At 43.6% G+C, this 16,821-nt stretch carries 20 protein-coding genes and 2 pseudogenes; 8 read left to right on the forward strand and 14 right to left on the reverse strand.

Annotated elements, in window-relative coordinates; genetic code table 11:
* Nucleotides 1-201 precede the first annotated feature (201 nt).
* From BLV54_RS16410 to BLV54_RS06275, 6 genes are all read left to right on the forward strand, one after another.
* The gene (locus BLV54_RS16410) at nt 202-462 is read left to right on the forward strand and encodes a transposase (RefSeq protein WP_256329203.1); all 261 of its coding nucleotides are present in this window, start codon (nt 202-204) and stop codon (nt 460-462) included.
* A complete protein-coding gene (locus tag BLV54_RS06260; RefSeq protein WP_218132329.1) occupies nt 449-1,000 on the forward strand; it encodes a hypothetical protein in 552 nt (183 codons plus the stop codon). The genes BLV54_RS16410 and BLV54_RS06260 overlap by 14 nt, the downstream gene beginning before the upstream one ends.
* Before the next feature lie 137 nt (nt 1,001-1,137).
* Complete coding sequence (locus BLV54_RS06265) at nt 1,138-1,749, forward strand: hypothetical protein (RefSeq protein WP_090569350.1); 612 nt, start codon at nt 1,138-1,140, stop codon at nt 1,747-1,749.
* A gap of 333 nt (nt 1,750-2,082) precedes the next feature.
* The gene (locus BLV54_RS06270; protein ID WP_218132330.1) at nt 2,083-2,553 is read left to right on the forward strand and encodes a GrpB family protein; all 471 of its coding nucleotides are present in this window, start codon (nt 2,083-2,085) and stop codon (nt 2,551-2,553) included.
* Entirely contained in the window at nt 2,484-2,630 is a 147-nt protein-coding gene (locus tag BLV54_RS17215; RefSeq protein ID WP_371113275.1) for a GrpB family protein, read from the forward strand. Before BLV54_RS06270 ends, BLV54_RS17215 begins: the two co-directional genes overlap by 70 nt.
* Before the next feature lie 164 nt (nt 2,631-2,794).
* Nucleotides 2,795-3,592 (forward strand): CPBP family intramembrane glutamic endopeptidase, encoded by a 798-nt coding sequence (locus BLV54_RS06275; protein ID WP_090569353.1) that lies wholly within the window; start codon nt 2,795-2,797, stop codon nt 3,590-3,592.
* A 60-nt stretch (nt 3,593-3,652) separates the two neighbouring features.
* Here BLV54_RS06275 and BLV54_RS06280 read toward each other — a convergent pair.
* Nucleotides 3,653-3,870: pseudogene (locus BLV54_RS06280) on the reverse strand (integrase core domain-containing protein); the annotation flags it as partial.
* Between BLV54_RS06280 and BLV54_RS15460 the strand changes: the two are divergent.
* A complete protein-coding gene (locus BLV54_RS15460) occupies nt 3,784-3,990 on the forward strand; it encodes a hypothetical protein (RefSeq protein WP_143032429.1) in 207 nt (68 codons plus the stop codon). The pseudogene BLV54_RS06280 and the gene BLV54_RS15460 overlap by 87 nt on opposite strands.
* 142 nt (nt 3,991-4,132) lie before the next feature.
* Here BLV54_RS15460 and BLV54_RS06285 read toward each other — a convergent pair whose 3' ends face one another.
* The 9 genes and pseudogenes from BLV54_RS06285 to BLV54_RS06315 all read right to left on the reverse strand — a co-directional run bounded on the left by BLV54_RS06285 (nt 4,133) and on the right by BLV54_RS06315 (nt 10,692).
* Nucleotides 4,133-4,354 (reverse strand): hypothetical protein, encoded by a 222-nt coding sequence (locus BLV54_RS06285; RefSeq protein ID WP_090569357.1) that lies wholly within the window; start codon nt 4,352-4,354, stop codon nt 4,133-4,135.
* Nucleotides 4,355-4,390: 36 nt separating this feature from the next.
* Entirely contained in the window at nt 4,391-6,226 is a 1,836-nt protein-coding gene (locus tag BLV54_RS06290; RefSeq protein WP_090569360.1) for a copper oxidase, read from the reverse strand.
* A 123-nt stretch (nt 6,227-6,349) separates the two neighbouring features.
* Nucleotides 6,350-6,544: a hypothetical protein gene (locus tag BLV54_RS06295; RefSeq protein WP_090569363.1), complete on the reverse strand. Its 195-nt coding sequence runs from the start codon at nt 6,542-6,544 to the stop codon at nt 6,350-6,352.
* A 205-nt stretch (nt 6,545-6,749) separates the two neighbouring features.
* A pseudogene (locus BLV54_RS15465) lies at nt 6,750-6,854 on the reverse strand (IS481 family transposase); the annotation flags it as partial.
* Nucleotides 6,855-6,932: 78 nt separating this feature from the next.
* The gene (locus tag BLV54_RS17220; protein WP_371113276.1) at nt 6,933-7,178 is read right to left on the reverse strand and encodes an integrase core domain-containing protein; all 246 of its coding nucleotides are present in this window, start codon (nt 7,176-7,178) and stop codon (nt 6,933-6,935) included.
* Nucleotides 7,106-7,255, reverse strand: a complete 150-nt coding sequence (locus BLV54_RS16750; protein ID WP_256329206.1) for a hypothetical protein — start codon at nt 7,253-7,255, stop codon at nt 7,106-7,108. The genes BLV54_RS17220 and BLV54_RS16750 overlap by 73 nt, the downstream gene beginning before the upstream one ends.
* Before the next feature lie 228 nt (nt 7,256-7,483).
* Nucleotides 7,484-7,999 (reverse strand): hypothetical protein, encoded by a 516-nt coding sequence (locus BLV54_RS06305; RefSeq protein ID WP_176969697.1) that lies wholly within the window; start codon nt 7,997-7,999, stop codon nt 7,484-7,486.
* 509 nt (nt 8,000-8,508) lie between these two features.
* The gene (locus tag BLV54_RS06310) at nt 8,509-10,347 is read right to left on the reverse strand and encodes a copper oxidase (RefSeq protein ID WP_090569366.1); all 1,839 of its coding nucleotides are present in this window, start codon (nt 10,345-10,347) and stop codon (nt 8,509-8,511) included.
* Nucleotides 10,348-10,497: 150 nt separating this feature from the next.
* The gene (locus tag BLV54_RS06315) at nt 10,498-10,692 is read right to left on the reverse strand and encodes a hypothetical protein (protein ID WP_090569369.1); all 195 of its coding nucleotides are present in this window, start codon (nt 10,690-10,692) and stop codon (nt 10,498-10,500) included.
* A 253-nt stretch (nt 10,693-10,945) separates the two neighbouring features.
* On the opposite strand from BLV54_RS06315, the gene BLV54_RS06320 reads away from it, so the two are divergent.
* A complete protein-coding gene (locus tag BLV54_RS06320) occupies nt 10,946-11,818 on the forward strand; it encodes a DUF6502 family protein (RefSeq protein ID WP_090569371.1) in 873 nt (290 codons plus the stop codon).
* A gap of 207 nt (nt 11,819-12,025) precedes the next feature.
* Here BLV54_RS06320 and BLV54_RS06325 read toward each other — a convergent pair whose 3' ends face one another.
* The 4 genes from BLV54_RS06325 to BLV54_RS06340 form a co-directional block, all read right to left on the reverse strand.
* Complete coding sequence (locus BLV54_RS06325; RefSeq protein WP_090569373.1) at nt 12,026-12,700, reverse strand: class I SAM-dependent methyltransferase; 675 nt, start codon at nt 12,698-12,700, stop codon at nt 12,026-12,028.
* Between the two features lie 43 nt (nt 12,701-12,743).
* On the reverse strand, nt 12,744-13,277 hold the full coding sequence (locus tag BLV54_RS06330; RefSeq protein WP_339389407.1) for a transposase: 534 nt from the start codon (nt 13,275-13,277) through the stop codon (nt 12,744-12,746).
* Nucleotides 13,201-13,584 (reverse strand): IS630 transposase-related protein, encoded by a 384-nt coding sequence (locus tag BLV54_RS06335; RefSeq protein ID WP_256329207.1) that lies wholly within the window; start codon nt 13,582-13,584, stop codon nt 13,201-13,203. Before BLV54_RS06335 ends, BLV54_RS06330 begins: the two co-directional genes overlap by 77 nt.
* Before the next feature lie 92 nt (nt 13,585-13,676).
* Nucleotides 13,677-16,820 carry an efflux RND transporter permease subunit gene (locus BLV54_RS06340; RefSeq protein ID WP_090569379.1) on the reverse strand — a complete coding sequence of 1,048 codons (3,144 nt, stop codon included), beginning with the start codon at nt 16,818-16,820 and terminating at the stop codon, nt 13,677-13,679.
* Nucleotide 16,821 lies beyond the last annotated feature (1 nt).

A 16,821-nucleotide genomic window follows, 5' to 3' on the forward strand; every position in this document is an offset into this window, starting at 1 on the left:
TGGTCAATGACCAAGCAAGGGAGAAAATACGAAACTCGGTAAATAGATTACAAAAATCGCTTGAAAATTTAAATGGGATGTTCAGTCATTGTATAGTGCATGAAGCGCATTTATGATACGTAGCCATAAATGAATATGGAGAAGAATGGTTTTATGGCGCGTCCAATCAGGCTAGGATTTTAGAATGGTTTATACCATGTTATGTCAAGAGGGAGCGGTGGAGAAGCTATTTTTGATGAAGATGAGGATAGACAGCAGTTTCTTGATTTATTAGCAGAGTTGATGACACGCTATGGGGCAATATGTTATGCCTACTGCCTGATGGATAATCACTATCATCTTTTGCTGGAAACGCCAAAGGCAAATCTATCTCAAATAATGCGAGGACTAAACGGGCGTTATACAAGATTTTTCAACAAAACGCGTCAACGAATGGGGCATGTATTTCATGGGTTGCTATAAAGCGATTATTGTGCAAAAGGATAACTACTTACTTGAACTGTCGCGCCATATCATTCTCAATCCAGTACGTGCCGGCATCATTGATGTTCCAGAAAACTATAACTGGTCCAGTTATAGTGCAACTATAGGTCGGTATGCATGTCCTGACTGGCTTGCTGCTGATAATTTACTCAGTTTGTTCGATCATCGAAGAAAAGAGGCCATTCGCTTATACAAGATGTATGTCAGCCAGGGTGTTGATCAGCCTTTCTCTGGAAAGGTATTGCAACAAACTTATTTAGGCGATAATGCTTTTATTGGTGAGGTACAAAAACATATTAGTTTGAAACAAAGTGATAGTATTCATATTACCAAGCGATCGAAGAAATCACCCAAAAAACCAATGGATGAAATTGTTGCCGGCATTACTGATAGAGAAGAAGCAATGAATGCGATATACAAAACGGGACATTACACAATGTTTGAAATTGCAACGTATTTTAATGTTCATTACAGTACTGTTAGCCGGTTAATTCGTTCATTTTGCAAGATGCAATGACTGGCACCTTTTTGAGATAAATTTGACAGGAAAAAGCTATGAAAAAATTAACCTAAATCTTTTTGTTTATAAGCTTAATTTCTGGAGAGGCTTTTGGATTATCCATTGTTTACCGCGGTCAATCATGCCAAGACTCTATGTCATTTGATCCATTGACGCACCAAACTACATTACATAATCCAATTGAAAGTCGTTTTGAGATAATTGAAGACAATGGAAACGGAATGTTCCGCTTACGTCTTACGGGTGGATTAGCAGTTTTTGTTGTGAGAAGAAATTGTTCAGCTGCAGCTCCAGAATGTACTACTCAAATTTATGGTTGTGTTGATATTGGGAATGGAATAGGAGATGAAGTCATTACAGAGAACAAAAATCAGCCCGTTGTTCCTAATGTATCCACAGTTGTCACACCAAAACAGTCTAATGAAGCCATCGGTTATTTTAATGGTCAGCAATTAGTTATTTCTGTTCATTCATTGCATGCATTATCAAACCAAAAAGGTGGAATAAATTCTGAAGACAATACCTTCTCCTCTAGCTGGGTAAATCCAATTGCTAACACCTTGATCTTTAAATACATCCCAGAAAGATCTTCTTTCAAACTCGAACAAATAATACAGAAGAAAGGAACAGTATTTTCAACCGGAAACACCACGCCGTCAGATAAATACCTTGCTGAGATCATAACGATGGAAGAAGGAGTTCCTTTATATAACGGTGATATCCCTGTAGAGTATACAATAGAATAAATTATTAGCTCACTCGCTAATTTCAATCAGGAAGCATGTGCGATGGGCACATCACGCCATTTCGTGGTGTAGCAAGGTAACATATAACAATGGGTAGAGTAAAGAACTGGCTTCCAGTCAACAATAGGAACTGCCTATCTGTTTCCGCCTCTTTCGTTTGACGGTACCTCAATAGCTATTCCATATCAAACAATGTCCTTAGAGAACTAAAAACGATGTCCTTGTTCTGTCCGCTGGGCCGGCCCGAACGTTTGAGAGAATGTGCGGAAGGTAGAGAAGTGTCGAAAGGTTATTTAAATGGGCTTTTCCTTACAGAAAAAGGTGTCAAAAATCGTGGAAAATGAAGTCTTGATTGGCGGAATTGAGAAAAGAGAAATCGTGATCGTAGACTATGATCCGCTTTGGCCAAACAAATTTCTAGAGCATAAGAAAAGGATTGAGGTGGCCTTGAAAGGTCGTTTTATCTTAATCGAACACATTGGATCAACATCAGTTCCGCAGCTGGCGGCCAAACCAATAATTGACATCATTATTGTTGTTGAAGATTCCAGCAATGAAGCAACCTATCTCCCAGCATTATTGGATGCTGGTTATGTTCTCCGGGTGAGAGAGCCCGAATGGCATCAGCATAGAATGGTTAGAACTCCAGAACGGGATGTTCATGCACATATTTTTTCGCTTGGGTGTCCGGGGAGATTAAAAGGCAAATTGCCTTTCGAAATCGACTACGGCAGATTGACGGAGAACGTCTTCTATACGAGTCTGTCAAGCGTCAATTGGCAAAACAGGACTGGGCAGACATGAACGCATATGCTAGCGCAAAAACGGAGGTTGTAGAGCAAATTACAGCTCGGGCATTAAGCGAGTCAGATGGTATCTGACCCCATTCTGTATACTCTTTATAGTTCAATTCTTAAATTATTACTTATGTTTAAAAATCTGCTTTAACCTCCTAAGATCCATGAAAATATTTACGCTCTATATAAAGTAAATATCTGTGTAGCATAAATCATTTGAATAAGATTTCCTTACTATCCGAATCAAGATGCTCAGGTTTTTTGTAACTCAATCAGATCAAAGTCTTACCAAATTACTGCAATGGCAAACAAAAAGAAGAGCCAGCTTTAAAGTCGCGCTGATTTGTATCGTGGTAGCGTTGGTGCTAACCCTTCATCGCTATTTGGGAGATTATCGTTTTGTGTTATCGGTTTTAAAAAGCATAGAACTAAACGACCTCTCAAATATATTTCAATCATTCATGTTGCATCATGTTAATGCCCAATTACATCAATTAATGTTCTGGGCATCATCCATCGTTTTGTTTTATTTCATTCTGCCATTGCTCGTAATTGTGCTGGTGATAAAAGAAAAACCCGGTGATTATGGATTAGCGCCTAATTACAGTTTTAGCAATTACAGGCCTTACTTAATCATGATCATCAGTATGATTCCCTTAATTGCTTATTTCTCAGGAACAGATGGTTTTCTGGCAAGCTATCCATTTTATAAAGTAGGGAAAAATGAGGGGCTTTATCCAAATTTTGTAATCTGGGAGATATTTTATTTTCTTCAGTTTATTGCGCTCGAATTTTTATTCCGAGGATTTTTATTGCATGGAACTAAACGAAGATTTGGGGTTTATGCCATTTTTGTCATGACAATTCCCTATTGCATGATTCATTTTGGTAAACCTCTACCTGAAACAATTGGCGCAATAGTGGCCGGTATCGTGTTAGGTGCGATGAGTCTGAAAAGTAAGAGCATTTGGCCAGGTGTAATGCTTCATTATGGTATCGCAATCATGATGGATTTAAGTGTTTTGTATCGCAAGGGAATGCTATGAATCAATCTGCCAAACCTCTTTCCCATTGAATAAAGTCTCCATAGGAGTTTTCCCATTTCAGATTTTACCCTGATGAGTTCTTTCATTATTGTAATAATCGATCCAACTGTTCAGGTCTTTCTTAAGGATTCTAAATCATAGTTGCGCTTCTTGCGGAAAGTTACTTGATAGAATTCCTGCAGAATGGTTTTGTGAAATCGTTCACAAATACCGTTGGTCTGTGGAGACATCACCTTGGTTTTGGTGTAATCGATATCATTGATTGCGAGGTACAACTGGGGAAACTATTGACTATGCAAACATTTACATTGGTTTTTCTTATTGCACTATTGCTTACAACACTGACCCGGATTTGGCTGGCAGTAAGACATATTCGATATAGTAATGACAGGATTTAAATTTACAAAAAACCAAGAATATGTATTTCTTGGTGGTTTCCTGAGCGCGCCTGATATTGCTTACTATGGGTAAGTATGGTGGGAAGAATCATCAATCAGAAACTAGAAGGGGACGATTAACGCCCCCTTTGTTTGCTCAGTGCTAGCTCAGTACAGTGACATCATTCCAGCTAATTTGGCCGGGTTGTTCCGTTACTCCATTTTCAACTTCGAGAAAGGCCGTTACAGCGCCATTCTCAATGGTAAATGTAAACCGTTTATCACTGCTGGTGGATAAATCATCATGTCCTGAGCTGATTTTTTCCCTCATCAATATAAGGTAAGTAAAAGTATAAACAGTATTACAAATAGTATTACAAATCATGAGACTCTATCGAACACTGCTTATACCCGTCTTAGCTTATTTAATTGGATTAATTGGATCACGTTGCGCTGGGGTTAGCTGATCACTCCAGGAAGCAGGTAGATTCTGAACCCAGCCGTTATACACGAGCGGGATTGGCAGTACGCCTTGCCCCCCCATTCCAGGATTACCTTTTATGGTGTCATCCAGTTTTGTTGCGCCTGCAGCAAACAGTCCTACTTGACCTGCAATCATGGCATCGGAGGGATCGCCATCATTGTTTGGATCAGGATCGACAACTAGCAGTCTGTTGGAGAATTTGCTGGCAACATACGCATAGTAACCGCCTCCTTGTTTGGCGCCGTATTGCACACCGTGGCAACCAGGATCGCAAGGCAACATGGCAACAACTTCATCAGTGCTGGTATTGACAACAGTAATCGTGCCTGTGAGCGTATTGGATGTGACCATATTTTTCCCATCGGGGGAAACGGGAGTTTGAACCGGTAATGCACCTACAGGGCCGGAAATGGTTCCTGCCACGGGATCATAATCTTTTAGCAGATCAATATGCTTGATAACTTGATGTGTGTCCATGTTTATAACAGCGATGGTGTTGTCAAGGAAATTCGAAACATAATATTTGCTGCTATCCGGCATCATGCCGGCTGCCAAAGGATGACTGAATTCACCACCGACTTTTGTAAGGGAATCAATACCATTTGTATGGAAATTGTATTGCGTGGAATCGCCGAAAAGGGCGTTTGCCGTTACCATGGTTTTGCCCTCATGACTCATCCAATGCGCATGTGGATTGCCTTGTCCAATATTTATCGTACGCAGCACCTCGGTTGCGAGTGGAGCTAGTTCCATGACTGAATCTTTTACATCATCGCCGTTATTGGTGACGTGAATCCGATCGCTATCGGGCAGAGTCATCACATGCGCAGGTGATTCGCCCACAGATACATTGCGAATCAATTTACCCGTTTGACGATCAAAAACAGCCAGTTTATCGTCAAACCATTGTGTCACATAAATAACGGTTTGATCTTTATCGGTCCACATATTGTGTGGATTGTTCATGTCGATGGAAGGCAACGCTACTTTGCGGGTGACCTGCCAGGAAGAGCCATCTACCGCTGATACCGTACCTGGGTTTCCTTTTCCTGAGGTGGTTTCAAACTCAGTGGCTACCCAAACTTCACCTACTGCGGGTGTTTTAGGATTTTGAAGCGCTGCCAAGGGAGTATCATTGCCATAGCGAGCATTCAGCATTTCTGGCAAGTTAACGACGCCACTATCCACACGTACATCAACATTAGGATAGGTAATATGCCATGGTTTATTACTTGCATAGTTCTGCCAGTTATCAGGATTGGTCGCGATAAAGAAAGTGCGTAATAGGCGGGTTGCCAGATCGCTGCTGCTTGGCACAGTAATGCCATTGATTAAACTGAGTGAAGATCCTAAATCCAGACCGGTGGTATTAGGATCATCAACAATCACTGCACCGAGCATGAAAGGATGAATACTACAGAAAAAAACATATAAGCCCGGCGTTGTCAGCGTTACATCATCGCCCCCATCCGAATGTTTCGTATCATTATGTGGCATACCAGCGGCTCCAGTTGGGAAGATCAAACTGGTTCTTGTGTGCACCGTATTGGAATCACCAGAAAATTTAACCCGCACACCAGGCTGGGCAATTGCAATGGAGCGATTGCCTGCGATCGCTGTTCCGGTGTCAAACCAGAGTGCTGCGTTGTCTGTCAGTGCAAATCGGACTTCGTTATCACCAGCAGAAACGTTGCTTACAGATGACAAGGTTAAGATTGCTGAGGAATAAACTGCCAGGTTCACAATCTTTTTGATAAAAGACCTATCAAACATTAAATGTTCTCCATGGATTAATTAATACTATTCTCAGTTTGCCGTTAGTTTGGCGAAACTGGGTTTTTTACTTTTTCCTATCTCACGTTACAGTGGTTGGTCGTCTTAAACATGGTTGTTAATCTAAAGGAGTTTTCCAACGCGCCTTGCTTCAAGATCATCGGCTGCCATGTACAAGTTCTGCAAAAGCATATGCACTATTTGTGTATCCAATATAGTCGCATAGTCGCTTGAATTGACTATTTGTCGTGCCAGGGCTGGAGCAGAAGTAAGACCTATACTTAGTGTAAGAATTGAAATGTTTGAGAGTCTTCTCATAGCACTCTCCTTGATTTAGTTAATGCAGCATCAGCAAAACCATCACGATGTATATTGTGTGATTATTTCCCACACAGAAGGAATAGTAAATGAAAATAATTCTCATGTCTACATTTTGTGTAAAAATTTCCCACAAAATGCTTGCCGCATTACCGTATCGTATTATTATTACAATGTCATCATGTCATTATTACAATGTTATTAATGTGTGATCGATATCATTGATTGCGAGGTACAACTGGGAATCGTAATGTTCAACCCGTCCACAATACTCCGTACCTCTATCAGTTAATATCCGTAACATTGGCAAATTATGCATTGTGTTGTGTCATATTGACTATGCAAACATTTACATTGGTTTTTCTTATTGCGCTATTTGTAAGAAACCTCAGGGTTGTTTACAGAGAGGTTGATTGAAATAATGTTGGAGTATTTCATAAGGAGTTGAGTTATTCAAACTCTTGTGAGGTTTGACAGTGTTATAAAAGTTAATAAAGCGGCCGAGTTGAATTTTCCGGTCGGTGCAGTCTTTAAAGTTGGTCTTGTCATGCCACATCTGCATTAGAGTGCGGATAGCGCGTTCAGCCTTGCCGTTGGTTTGGGGTCGATTGACTTGAGTGAATTTCTGGCCGATGCCGTGCGCTTTGCAGGTTTTAACGAAAGCATGACTGTCAGTGCCCTTATATTCTTTGCCATTATCAGAATAAGCATAATCCTAAATTCCTCAGTTGAAGACTCCTAAATCGCTCAAGAACCCTATTGATTAAGGTTCTTTGAAAGATCCATGGCATTACCAATCAGATGAGATTTTAGTGAAATAATCAAAATCTGCTGAAAGTGTTGCCACACCTTGCTCTCAGCTTGTTTACTGTAACTGAGGAGCAGTTAACATTTTTGGCTATGAACCGTTGATAGTATTAGATTACAGCTATTTTCATTCTAAATTCCAACTGAGGAATTTAGGATAATCGATCTGGTAAGGGCATTGGGCGATAACGGTTTCGGTGAGGAACCAGGCGGCGCTATTTTGGGTTTTATCGGGCAGGATGGCTGCATGGAGTTCTCGGGAGAAGTCATCAATCGCGACAAACAGGTATTCCCTTGGTTGGGTGATTGGCCTTTGAGCAAAGGCAAGCGTTTAGTATCGAAATGCACGAGTTCGCCAGGATAAGACTTGTTATAACGCTTTGCCTCATGTTTCAAGCGCTCCTGGATGGACTGCTCGACTTTGGCTAAGCGTTTGAGGCCGTACTGGATTGTTTTAAAACGTTGATTGGTACTGTCACGGGGAACAAACTCCTTGAGCCTTGCCCGTTTGAGAACAGTGTAGATCGTAGGTCTTGAGACTCGAAAGCGTTCGGCAAGTTGGGACACTTTCCAGCAGCGAGTTTGGTAAAGCTGCCACAGCTCCTGACAGTCAAGTGGCGTAAGTCTTATATGTTTGTGCATGTTCATTTACAGTATTCTCCACAATACTGTAAACAACGCTAGAAATTCTTACACACTATTGCTTACAACACTGATCCAGATTTGGCTGGCAGTAAGACATATTCGATATAGTAATGACAGGATTTAAATTTACAAAAAACCAAGAATCTGTATTTCTTGGTAATTTCCTGAGCACGCCTGATATTGCTTACTATGGGTAAGTATGGTGGGAAGAATCATCAATTAGAAACTAGAAGGGGGCGATTAATGCCCCCTTTGTTTGCTCAGTGCTAGCTCAGGACAGTGACATCATCCCAGCTAATTTGACCGGGTTGTTCCGTTACTCCATTTTCAACTTTAAAAAAGGTCGTTACAACGCATTCTCAATGGTAAATGTAAACTGTTTATCACTGCTGGTGGATAAATCATCATGTCCTGATCTCATTTTTTTCTCCTCATCAATATAGGTAAGTCAAGGTATAAACAGTATTACAAATCATGAGACTCTATCGAACACTGCTTATACCCGTCTTAGCTTATTTAATTGGATTAATTGGATCACGTTGCGCTGGGGTTAGTTGATCACTCCAGGAAGCAGGCAGATTCTGAACCCAGCCGTTATACACGACTGGGATTGCCAGGACGCCTTGCCCCCCCATTCCAGGATTACCTTTTATGGTGTCATCCAGCTTTGTTGCGCCTGCAGCGAACAGTCCTACTTGACCTGCAATCATGGCATCGGAGGGATCGCCATCATTGTTTGGATCAGGATCGACAATTAGCAGTCTGTTGGAGAATTTGCTGGCAACATACGCATAGTAACCGCCTCCTTTTTTGGCGCCGTATTGCACACCGTGGCAACCAGGATCGCAAGGCAACATGGCAACAACTTCATCAGTGCTGGTATTAACAATAGTAATCGTGCCTGTGAGCGTATTCGCTGTGATCATATTTTTCCCATCGGGAGAGACGGGGGTTTGAATCGGTAATGCACCTACAGGGCCGGAAATGGTTCCTGCCACGGGATCATAATCTTTTAGCAGATCAATATGCTTGATAACTTGATGTGTGTCCATGTTTATAACAGCGATGGTGTTGTCAAGGAAATTCGAAACATAATATTTGCTGCTATCCGGCATCATGCCGGCTGCCAAAGGATGACTGAATTCACCACCGACTTTTGTAAGGGAATCAATACCATTTGTATGGAAATTGTATTGCGTGGAATCGCCGAAAAGGGCGTTTGCCGTTACCATGGTTTTGCCCTCATGACTCATCCAGTGTGCGTGTGGAGCGCCTCGTCCAATATTCACCGTACGCAGCACCTCGGTTGCCAGAGGAGCCAGTTCCATCACAGAATCATTTTGGGTGTCGCCATTATTCGTGACGTGAACCCGATCGCTATCGGGCAGAGTCATCACATGCGCAGGTGATTCGCCCACAGATACATTACGAATCAATTTACCCGTTTGACGATCATAAACAGCCAGTTTACTGTCAAACCATTGTGTCACATAAATAACGTTTTGATCTTTATCGGTCCACAGATTGTGTGGATTGTTCATGTCGATGGAAGGCAACGCTACTTTGCGGGTGACCTGCCAGGAAGAACCATCTACCGCTGATACCGTACCTGGTTTTTGTTTTCCTGACGTAGTTTCAAACTCAGTGGCTACCAAAACTTCACCTACTGCCGGTGTCTTTGGATTTTCAAGTGGTGCCAACGGGATATCATTGCCATAGCGCGCATTCAGCATGGTCGGCAGATTAACGACACCGCTATCCACACGCACGTCAATATCGGGATAGGTAACATGCCACGGTTTGTTATCCGCGTAGTTTTGCCAGTTATCAGAGTTGGTCGCGATAAAGAAAGTGCGTAATAAGCGGGTTGCCAGATCACTACTACTTGGGAAGGTAGGGCCATTGATTAAACTGAGTGAAGATCCAAGATCCAGACCAGTAGTATTTGGATCATCGACAATCACTGCACCAAACATGAAGGGATGGACGCTGCAGAAGAAAACATATAAACCTGGCGTTGTCAGCGTTACCTCATAGCTGCTTTCGTCAGCTGGCGTATTAAATGGCATGTTAGCCGCTCCAGTTGGAAAGATCAAACTGGTTCTCGTGTGCACCGTGTTGGAATTGTCCCAATCAAACTTGACTCGTACACCCGGCTGGGCAATTGCAATAGAGCGGTTGCCTGCGATCGCTGTTCCGGTATCAAACCAGCGTGCTGGGTCATCTCTCGGTATAAATACGACTTCGTTAGCATTAGCAGCAGAAGCGTTGTTTATAGACAAACAAGTTAAGAGTGCTGAAGAACAAACCGTCAGGTTCACAATTTTTTTAAAATATGACATATCAAGCATTAAATGCTCTCCTTGGATTAATTAACACTATTACTATTAGTTTTCCGCTTTTGTATTCATCCAGTTTTGCCGTTAATTCGGCAAAACTGGGTTTTTTACTTTCCCTATCTCACGTTACAGTGGTTGGTCGTCTTAAACATGGTTGTTAATCTAAAGGAGTTTTCCAACGCGCCTTGCTTCAAGATCATCGGCTGCCATGTACAAGTTCTGCAAAAGCATATGCACTATTTGTGTATTCAATATAGTCGCATAGTCGCTTGAATTGACTATTTGTCGTGCCAAGGCTGGAGCAGAAGTAAGACCTATACTTAGTGTAAGAATTGAAATGTTTGAGAGTCTTCTCATAGCACTCTCCTTGATTTAGTTAATGCAGCATCAGTAAAACCATCACGATGTATATTGTGTGATTATTTCCCACACAAAAGGAATAGTAGATGAAAACAATTCTCATGTCTACATTTTGTGTAAAAATTTCCCACAAAATGCTTGCCGCATTACCACATCATGTTATTATTACAATGTCATCGTGTTATTATTACAATGTTATTAATTTCAGATTTAATTTGATAATCTGATATTCTTATTTTTAAAATGCACTGTGCTTCCTTCCACTTCAATACTTTCACCAGCACTCGTTTCTGCGTTGCGCCGTGTATTGCGGCCATTTATCAAATTGATGCTAGCAAAGGGAATTACTTACAATTATTTATCTGAATTATTAAAAGATATTTTTGTAGAGGTAGCAGAAAAAGAATGCAGGATTGGAGGAAAGCCTTCTAGTGATAGTCATTTGAGCTTACTGACGGGTATCCATCGTAAAGATATCAAACGATTACGTCATAGTGACCATTCCACTATTCAAGTTATCCCGCACGCTGTTTCAATGGGCGCGCGACTCGTAAGCCTGTGGACAAGTGATACGCGTTATCTGGATGAAAGCAATCAGCCCAGGCCATTGCCCAGATTTATTAAAGAAGGTGGAGATATTTCTTTTGAAGGACTGGTTGCCAGTGTGAGCTGTGATATCCGTTCGCGAGTTGTACTTGACGAATGGTTAAGGCTCGGTATAGCTCGCTTTGATGAAAAAAATCGCGTGTGTCTCAATACCGCTGCATTTGTCCCTGCACATGGCTTTGATGAAAAAGTTTATTATTTTGGTCATAACTTGCACGATCATGCAGCAGCAGCTACCAGTAATTTGTTACAAGATGATCAACCATTTTTAGAGCGCAGTGTTTATTACGATGCACTAAGCGTGGATTCAGTTAGAGTATTGGCTGAAAAGTCTGAAAGTCTGGGAATGGAATCTTTACTTGCCATCAACAAAGAGGCCATAGAACTAAAAACAAATGATGCACTGAATAATAGTCCACGTTACCGTATGACATTTGGTATTTATTGCTTCAGCGAATCTGTTGAACCCGAGATACCTGTTGAGAAGAAAAATAATGTACATAATATGAATGAATAAAAAATATTTTAAAACTTCTGAATGACAAAATTTCATTAACAACAGCATACCATTTCAGCACTTCTTATCTATTACGCATTATTATTTTGTTATTCATATGCATTAATAAATGCATTAGCGAAAAACAATTGCGATACCAACACTTCACAGGTTAATCCTGCAAACCTTTCTCATTCTGAAATGGGCGGCACGGCAGGTGCTTCCGTATCATCCCGAATTCACTTTCTTCCTTCTCTTTATGGGTTTATCAGCGTGATATAAAGCAACAGTGCCAAGCACTGTACGGTAACATGTTGTCTCCTCGATCGAATGAAATCCAGCATCCACCATATAAACCGGCAATAGACCCAGAATGTTATCGTGTACCTCTTCAAACCAACGCACTAACCAAGAGATCAGCCACATGACTGAATCATGTGGCTTGCCGAAATCCGCTACATGCAGCTTGCCACCGGGCTGGAGGACACGGAATGCTTCCCTGAGCATTTGCTGTTTATCTTGCCTCGTTAGATGATGTAGCATCAAACTGGCAAATACGTGATCGAAGCTTTCGTCTGCATAGGGTAGACAAGTTGCCGTACCCTGCTGCAGGATGATGATCTCGCCTGCTTCTTCGGTCTTCCTGCGTGCGATATCTAACACCTCGGAATCCACGTCAAGTCCGTATACTGTAGCGTTCGGGTTGGCCTGTTTGATCATGAGGGTGAGCGTGCCTGTCCCGCAGCCAATATCCAACACGTTTTGGCCTGGTTGGATATGCGCTTGAGCAATCAACGCAGTCTTTAACGCCTCTTCAGGAAAGAAGAGCCGTATCATCGGATCGTACCAACGCGTCAACCAGTGGAAATGAAATGCTGGAATATAACGCAAAGGTTTCTTCATGGTGATCAACCTCTCATATATAGCTAAACCAGTTAGGAATGACTCAAAGAGCATTCTCATTGAAGAGGTTCTCGATGGAGCACTGAGATTTTCTGCGCAAGGCTTTTGATTGCGCCCACTTGTGTTCGATGGGATTGAAGTCTGGGGAGTAAGCGGGCAGGTATTCGAGCATGTGCCCAGCTTTGGCGATGACATCCTCGATATCCTGTCGTTTGTGGAAAGTGGCGTTATCCATCACGATGACGCAAGCCGGAGGAAGTTTGGGCAACAGGTCTTGCACGGTCCACGCGTAGAAAACATCGGCATTGATGCTCGTCCTGAACAATCCGATGGTATGCAGGAATTCTCCGATCAACGCACCGATGACGTTTGTCCGCTCTTTGGCATGCCAGTCCCGGACGCCGTAGCATCTTTGCCCCATGGGAGCATATCCATGCGTGCGCGGCATATCATGAGCAAACCCACTTTCATCAATGTAAACAATCGTGCGACCGACAGTTTCATGCGCCTTGATTTTTTCCTGGAAGGAAAACCGTGCGCTTTCGTTCGCCCCAGGATGCCGCAGTGTTTTTTTTATAGGTCACGCGCAATTTCCTGAGGGCAAGAAAAATCGCATTTTGCGTAACACCCAGACGCTTTGCTCGTTCGTATTGGTAAGCATCGGGATAATCGAGAACATCCTGGCGCAGCGCCTCGAGATCGATCTTGCGTCTTCTGAACCCTTGTGGCTTGCGATGAATATTCTTAATCCAGCGCGTCACACTTGCCACACCAACATCAAACCGGGTCGCCACCTCCGCTATTGTGAGTCCTTCTTTCTTTCGAACAGACAGAACTTTACGGCGAAAATCCAACGTATATGCCATACCTTTTATTATAATCATAATTATCTTGTTCTGCTATAGTGAAAATTTTTTACTGCTACGATTAGCCACCAAATAACCAGGTCATTAAATTGGTTTGCAAATGTAAATTTTTATATTTTTTCGGTTTTAAATGAACGCTGAATCTGCATTTCCTTAATCATTGCATAAATGGCTGGGAAAATGATCAGCGTCAGCACAGTGGCTGAGACCATGCCGCCAACCATTGGAGCAGCAATGCGCCGCGTTATCTCTGAACCGGTGCCCGTACTCAGTATGACTGGCAACAAGCCCACGATACTGCCGGCAATGGTCATCATGACGGGACGTATCCTTCTCACTGCACCTTCTGACACGGCAGCATAGAGATCTTCAATGGTGACTTTTTCACCAGCTGCATGGCGTTTTGTTGTAATGGATTTGAACGCTTGATCGAGGAAGGTCAGCATCACCATACCGATTTCGGCTGCGATACCCACTAGACCGATGAAACCCACTGCGACCGCAGTACTCATGTTATAACCAAGCCAGTAAATCAGCCAGATGCCCCCGATCACGGAAAAAGGCACTGTCAGCATCACGATCAATGTTTCGGTCAGACGATTGAAATTTAAATAGATCAGCACAAATACGATTAACAGCGTAAAGGGCACCACCACTTTCAATTTCTCGATGGCACGCTGCATATATTCAAACTGGCCGCTCCAGGTAGCGTAGTACCCCGGTGGGAATTGTACTTGTTCTCGGACTGCCTGCTGCGCATCCGCGATATAGCTGCCGATATCACGATCACGTATATCAACAAAAATGTAAGCGGACAGCAAAGCGTTCTCGGTGCGAATGCTCGGCGGCCCTTTGACAAGCTTAATCTGCGCAAGCTGTCCCAGTGGAATCATCGCTCCGCCCATAGTAGGGACCAGCACCTGTGTCGCAATCGCTTGCGGGTCGCTGCGCAGTTCACGTGGGTAGCGCACGGTGACTCCATAGCGCTCACGTCCTTCAACGGTAGTAGTAATCGTTTCGCCCCCCAATGCTGTGGTAATCACTTCCAGCAGATCACCGACAGCCAAGCCATAACGCGCAAGTGCCATACGGTCAGGTTCGATATCGAGGTAATAACCACCAGTGGTTCGTTCCGCATAGACACTAGCGGTGCCAGGCACTGTTTTGACGGCCATTTCGATCTGCTTGCCGAGTTTTTCTATTTCATCCAGATCGCTGCCAAATACTTTAATACCAATTGGTGTACGGATGCCGGTTGCCAGCATGTCAATCCTGTTTTTGATCGGCATTGTCCAGGCATTACTGACACCGGGTATTTGCAGCGCTTGATCCAGTTCAGCAATCAGCTTGTCGATGGTCATGCCGGGACGCCACTCACTTTCCGGTTTCAGATTGATGATGGTCTCGGTCATTTCCAATGGCGCTGGATCAGTCGCGGTATTGGCGCGGCCAGCTTTACCAAATACCGATGCCACTTCTGGAAAGCTTTTAATGATTTTGTTCTGAGTTTGCATGAGTTCCGCCGCTTTGGTGACGGAGATAGCCGGCAGCGTCACCGGCATATAAAGCAGCGTACCTTCATTCAACGGTGGCATAAATTCGGATCCCAGTTTGACAGCCGGATAAATAGTTAATCCTAATAAAACAATGGCAGCAACGAGTATGCTTTTCTTCCATTTGATGACCCATGGAATGAGGGGCTGATAAAGCCGGATCATGAGCCGACCCAGTGGATTATCCTGCTCACGCGGAATACGGCCCCAAATCAGCAGTAGCATCAGCGCTGGAACCAGCGTGATGGATAGGAGTGCAGCACCTGCCATGGCAAATGTCTTGGTAAAGGCGAGTGGTTGAAACATGCGCCCTTCCTGAGCCTCGAGCGTGAATATCGGCAGAAACGATACCGTAATAATCAGCAGGCTGAAAAATAACGCCGGCCCGACTTCCTTACATGCTGTAATAATGGCATCCCTACGCGCCGCTGCGGGAGCAAGCGGATCAAGGCGTGCAAGGTGTTTATGCGTATTCTCCACCATGACAACCGCGGCGTCGGTCATCTCGGCAATGGCGAGTGCGATGCCAGCCAGACTCATGATGTTGGAGTTGATGCCCAGGTGAAACATGACAATGAAAGCGATAAGCACACCGATTGGCAATATGATGATCGCCACCAGCGCACTGCGCACATGCATGAGAAAAACGGCACATACCAGCGCCACGATAATCACCTGCTCGATCAACACTTCGTCCAGTGTCGCGATAGCACGCTCAATCAACTCGGAACGGTCATAAACAGATTGAATCGTTACGCCTTCCGGTAAACCCGGTTTAAGATCATCGATTTTCGCTTCGATATCGCGGATAACATTGAGCGCATTCTCGCCATAGCGCGCAATGGCGATCCCTGAAACGGCTTCGCCTTCACCATTGAGTTCAGTGATCCCACGGCGTTCATTGGGCGCCAGCTCAACACGGGCGACATTACGCAATAGTACCGGCATACCCTCGTGTGCTTTTACGACCAGATTCTCTAGGTCACTGATGCTGCGTAAGTATCCTTTGCCACGCACCATGTACTCGGTTTCTGTAAGCTCGATCACACGCCCGCCCACATCGCGATTACTCTGAGCAACAACATTGATCACCGTCTTAAGTGAAATGCCATAAGCTTGTAAACGCCGTGGATCGACCGTAATCTGATAAGTTTTCTCAAACCCTCCGACGCTAGCTACTTCCGACACCCCTTCCGTCGCGACCAATTGATAACGCAGAAACCAGTCTTGGATACTGCGCAGCTCATCCAGTGTCCGTTCTTCAGCAGTAACGACATATTGATAAACCCAACCTACTCCAGTCGCGTCTGGACCGAGCGCGGGCCTGACACCCTGTGGCAATTTGTTAGCTGCAAAATTCAGGTATTCCAACACACGTGAACGTGCCCAATAGATATCAGTACCATCTTCAAAAATGACGTAGATAAACGACACCCCAAAGGCCGACATTCCCCGCACTACTTTCGATTTGGGCACACTCAGCATGGCCGTAGTCAGTGGATAAGTAACCTGATCTTCAACCACTTGCGGTGCCTGGCCGGGATATTCGGTATAGATGATGACCTGAACATCGGATAAATCAGGAATTGCATCAACAGGCGTTTTCAACACTGCATACACGCCCCAGGCAACGATAAAGAATGTTGCCAGCAATATTAGAAAAACATGCCGTACCGACCATTCGATTATTTTGCTAACCATC

It is taken from the genome of Nitrosomonas sp. Nm33 (assembly GCF_900107265.1).
Classification (GTDB): Bacteria; Pseudomonadota; Gammaproteobacteria; order Burkholderiales; family Nitrosomonadaceae; genus Nitrosomonas.

Coding starts and splice junctions, on each gene's coding strand:
- BLV54_RS06315 (WP_090569369.1), bottom strand. CDS start 10,692: ATGAGAAGACTCTCAAACATTTCAATTCTTACACTAAGTATAGGTCTT.
- BLV54_RS06325 (WP_090569373.1), bottom strand. CDS start 12,700: ATGAAGAAACCTTTGCGTTATATTCCAGCATTTCATTTCCACTGGTTG.
- BLV54_RS06265 (WP_090569350.1), top strand. CDS start 1,138: ATGTCATTTGATCCATTGACGCACCAAACTACATTACATAATCCAATT.
- BLV54_RS06335 (WP_256329207.1), bottom strand. CDS start 13,584: ATGATTATAATAAAAGGTATGGCATATACGTTGGATTTTCGCCGTAAA.
- BLV54_RS06285 (WP_090569357.1), bottom strand. CDS start 4,354: ATGATTTGTAATACTATTTGTAATACTGTTTATACTTTTACTTACCTT.
- BLV54_RS06340 (WP_090569379.1), bottom strand. CDS start 16,820: ATGGTTAGCAAAATAATCGAATGGTCGGTACGGCATGTTTTTCTAATA.
- BLV54_RS06260 (WP_218132329.1), top strand. CDS start 449: ATGGGTTGCTATAAAGCGATTATTGTGCAAAAGGATAACTACTTACTT.
- BLV54_RS16410 (WP_256329203.1), top strand. CDS start 202: ATGTCAAGAGGGAGCGGTGGAGAAGCTATTTTTGATGAAGATGAGGAT.
- BLV54_RS06305 (WP_176969697.1), bottom strand. CDS start 7,999: ATGAACATGCACAAACATATAAGACTTACGCCACTTGACTGTCAGGAG.
- BLV54_RS06295 (WP_090569363.1), bottom strand. CDS start 6,544: ATGAGAAGACTCTCAAACATTTCAATTCTTACACTAAGTATAGGTCTT.
- BLV54_RS06290 (WP_090569360.1), bottom strand. CDS start 6,226: ATGTTTGATAGGTCTTTTATCAAAAAGATTGTGAACCTGGCAGTTTAT.
- BLV54_RS06310 (WP_090569366.1), bottom strand. CDS start 10,347: ATGCTTGATATGTCATATTTTAAAAAAATTGTGAACCTGACGGTTTGT.
- BLV54_RS16750 (WP_256329206.1), bottom strand. CDS start 7,255: ATGCTTATTCTGATAATGGCAAAGAATATAAGGGCACTGACAGTCATG.
- BLV54_RS06275 (WP_090569353.1), top strand. CDS start 2,795: ATGCTCAGGTTTTTTGTAACTCAATCAGATCAAAGTCTTACCAAATTA.